The sequence below is a fragment of the Wolbachia endosymbiont of Cylisticus convexus genome, assembly GCF_003344345.1.
This window is the reverse complement of record NZ_QPIP01000207.1, coordinates 1-4,126: the sequence shown is the minus strand read 5'-3', so window position 1 is coordinate 4,126 and position 4,126 is coordinate 1. Positions and strand designations below refer to the sequence as shown.

The following is a 4,126-nucleotide window of genomic DNA, read 5'->3' as shown; positions in this document are numbered from 1 at the left end:
CAATAAAGGAGTAGTACTATCATTACTCTTAGCATTAACATCAGCTCCATGATTCAGAAGAAGCTCAACCACACCATCGCGACCTTCTTGTGCTGCCAAATGCAAAGGAGTAAAATCATCATTTTTCTGGAAAGGAGTTTTACCATTACTAGTCTTAGCATTAACATCAGCTTTATGATCCAGAAGAAACTTAGCTATATTATCGCAACCTTCCAATGCTGCCGCATGTAAAGGAGTTAAACCTTTATTACCCTTAGCATCAACACTATCCACCTTACTTATTGCCTTCTTAAACTTTTCAAAGTTATTTCTTTCAATAGCGTCAAAAAGACCCTTAATACCCTTGTCAGAACTAGTCTTTGCCTTATGGCAGTCTTTCTTTAAAACGTTCCCTCCTGTTCGCCTTGATTCATTCTTGTCTAAAGAAAGCTTTTCTTGGACCTTTATCGCTATATTTTTAGTTTGCTTTTTGTTTCCTTCATCTATTAACTCTAGTGCCTTATTCTGGCTACTTTTTATATCAAATTTTAACTCTGAATCTGATTTATCATTGTCTAAAGGAGACTGTACTACAGCATCTGTTACTTCTCCCATACGGCACTTTTTAGCTTTTAACGCATCTGTGATCTCTCGAGCATATTTTTTTTCTCCCTTGTGTTGCAATTTCATTACTATATTTCCAGCTTGCTCTACATTTCCTTCATCTGTTAACTTTAGTGCCATATCTCTCCATTCTTCAGGAGTGGATTCTTCTTTCTTAATATCTACACTAACCATTTTCTTCGGTTTTATTACTTTCAATAAATTACACTTTTTTTCATCATCTATAATATAGGCACTACCAATAGCGCGAGTAATTCCGACATACAGAGCATTCATATAAAATTTATCTTCCTCAAAAGATTTATCTTCCTTATTCTTATTTCTTGAAGTCTTTGCGTTCTTTGCATTGTACAAATCACGGATTTCCTTAATAGCATTTCCAACCTCTCCCTTGATTGGGCATACTATATTCCATACTTTATTGTAAGCTTCATGGAACGTAAACTTGTAAAGAATCACGTTCTTAAACTCTAAGCCTTTGGCTTCATGTATATTAAACACAAGTGGAGTATCAAATAATTTACGAGCACCTTCTTTATTCTCATCATTCAGAACTAAAACAGCCCAATTTGTAGAGCCAGATACTTTTTCCGCCATTTCCTGTTCTTTATCCTTAGCAACAAAGCCGACATTACCATCGTTCTCTTTATCACTCTCCATAAAAAAAAGCTCTTTTTCCTCTTCTGTCATCTTATCTTCTGGAGCAAAACAATAATTCTTAAAGTGTAGTATACGGTTGGCTAATTCAATAACTTGCTTACTATTACGATAATTCTTCTCAAGATTACAAAGTTTTAACTTTTGATTCTTCTCATATTTATTACTGAGAGAAGACTTTAACCTAGACAGAGAAAAAAAACTTGGATGTATCACTTGATTAACATCACCACATAATAAAAAATTACCCTTACTTTCATCTTTTAAACTTTTTAATATTAAATCCAATGTGCTCTCAGTCAAATCCTGCACTTCATCTACAATAACCGCATCGTATTCTTTAGCTTCAGTACACTTATAAGCAATAAGGTTAGGATCATAATATTCTGAATCTTTTTCTATAAACTCCCTATATTCTTTAAAAAAATCATAAATACTGTCCCTTTTGTTCCTAGGAAAGATAGATTGTCTATTTCCTAATTTAGCGTACCTATCTTTTCCATCTTTCCCTAATAAACCTCCTCCACCTATCACAGCTGTAAATTCTTCGAATATTTTATTTCCGTCTTTTTTATACTCTTTAAATTTATCTTTCTTGCATATTTTGTTAAACCATAAAAAAAACTTATTTCTATTGATCGGTTTCTTTCTTTCTATATCTTTTTTTATCTTTTTTAAAAATTCATGAATGGATAAGAAATCAATTTCTTCTGGAGTATGAGTCTCTAGACCAATTGATCCAAAAGAAACTTGTTCTCGTGTTTGCTGGTTTTGGTTGCTGGAGACGAGTATTTTATCTTAAAATTTTAATAATATATATTAAAGGGCTAGCAATAATGAACTTGGGAATAATTAGGAAAACTCATAGTAATTTTATCCTTCAAACAGAATGGGGTCTAATTTATTAATTAAGCAATATAATTAATAATTAAATAAATTAGACATATCATAAAAATAGTGTTAAACCAGGTATATAAAGTAATTAGTGAAGAAGTTTTATGTTAAATAATATTATAAAATCTGATACAAAAGCATTAGGTAAGGTATTTGGTGAAAAAGAGTTCTTGAGATCAAAAGAAGGATGTTTGGTAAATCTGACCTCAAAGACTTATTACGATGAGCACATTTACCTTGATGGACATACAGAAATAGAAAAAATAAATGCCGTAGTGGCTCTGTCAGAAGAAATAATACCTGATAATGTTAGTTTGAATGTTTTCACTTTTATTTATGAAAAAGACCCTTTAATTTTACCGATTTTATTAAAATATTTTACTCATAAAAATTTACTGCAAAAAGTAAGAGATGATTTGGATAAGATAAATCAAAACTTGCAAATGCGAAAAACGGATATAGATAAGCATTTGGAAGAAAAAGAAATCATAAACCCTATTATAGAGATAGTAGAAAAAGAACTAATAGCTTATATTAGGGACAATAAGGATTACATTGAGAAAATATATCAAAGTCTTAATAATAAAGCAAAAAAGATTATAATATCAAGAAATATAAAAATAGCATTACAGATTTCTTCCTTGCTCGTTTTCTCCGTTGCATTAATGCCATTTGTTTCACTTTTTGCTCAAACATGTGCAGGGCCTGTTCAATTCCAGCGCAATATGTTCTATTTTTTCATGCATTACTCACTACCAATTCTGCTACCAACTGTTGCTGCACTACTTGCACTGGCAAATGTGGTTTATTTAGTACAGAGGTACTATGAGCAAAGTTTTGCAAAGGAAATGCAAGACTTTATAAAAGGACCAAAACACGTAGATAAAGCAACCAACACTGAAAATGAAAAAGAGCTAGAACAAACAGAAAAAGAACAGGATGTGGAAGATTTAATAGATCTTAGCGATAGCGGACAATTATTAACGCCTTCAGCACCACCATTGGAGGAGAAAGTGAAAGAGCGAATGTACCCAACTTTTGATCTTCAAAAGGAGTTAGATTCAATAGAAGTTACCTCTTTTACTCTCCCTAACACTGACCTTACCCAGAAAAAGTAGAGAGGAAGTAAAGAAGTTTTTGCTATGAAAATAAAAAGTTCAGGAATGCAATGTAGAATGTCTACGCTGTTTATTATAAAAAATTTCTATATATTCAAATATTGCGGTGTTGTGCAGAGTGTTGTGAAGTATCAATGAGTATGAGTGAACTAAAAAAGCTCTCTGAAACAGCATTATCATAACAATAACCTTTGTCTAGAAATAATATTTTTTGTACTCAGTAAAAATCTCTAATTTTTAGAGGTGTATTGTGATCCTTGATCGCTATAAGCAGATTTGCGCCTATCAATAGCCATATCTATGCCTATCAACTAAATCTATTATTGCCAACCATCCTTCATTGGTTTTTATGTACCTAAACCCATATCTTGTTTGGTTGATCAGTGGTGAAATTCTGATTCAATATGTTATAACTCTATTTGTGGTTTTAAACCTTCATCTAAGCTTAGCTTGAATGCCATTTTTCTGCATAACATTGTTTTGATTTTACCTAAAGCCTTTAATTCAGTTTAGGAGCTCCGTACCTGCATTGTGATGCTTTTCTTTGTATGAGCTCTTCTCTTATTGTTTTTTTTCTGAGTAATCCATCTATACAAGCAGATACGTTCAAAAACCTTCATAATTCCCGTGTTTTATAGCAATTTTCATGTTCTTTTATAAAAACTCTTTTTGGTTTGCAAAATATCCCAGGGCTTTTTTTAAAATGTCTCTTTCTCTCGTTACTCTTGCCAGCTCTTTCTTTAAATCAAACTTTTCTTTGTCACAAGTTCCTTTTCCTTGGTTCCAGATATTGTATGTTTTTACCCACCTGCTTAGCCGCTAATACCCAAATCTCTTCCTATTTTTGCTGATGA

General features: G+C 32.1%; 2 protein-coding genes and 1 pseudogene. 1 reads left to right on the top strand and 2 read right to left on the bottom strand.

What is annotated here, in order from left to right:
• Nucleotides 1–1,794, bottom strand: a 1,794-nt coding sequence (locus tag Wcon_RS10465) for an ankyrin repeat domain-containing protein (protein WP_179947526.1), incomplete at its 3' end; no start/stop codon positions are given.
• A 464-nt stretch (nt 1,795–2,258) separates the two neighbouring features.
• Here Wcon_RS10465 and Wcon_RS10460 point away from each other — a divergent pair.
• On the top strand, nt 2,259–3,272 hold the full coding sequence (locus Wcon_RS10460; RefSeq protein ID WP_114517980.1) for a hypothetical protein: 1,014 nt from the start codon (nt 2,259–2,261) through the stop codon (nt 3,270–3,272).
• A gap of 39 nt (nt 3,273–3,311) precedes the next feature.
• Here Wcon_RS10460 and Wcon_RS13195 read toward each other — a convergent pair.
• Nucleotides 3,312–3,465, bottom strand: a pseudogene (locus tag Wcon_RS13195) (IS3 family transposase); the annotation flags it as partial.
• Nucleotides 3,466–4,126: the final 661 nt, after the last annotated feature.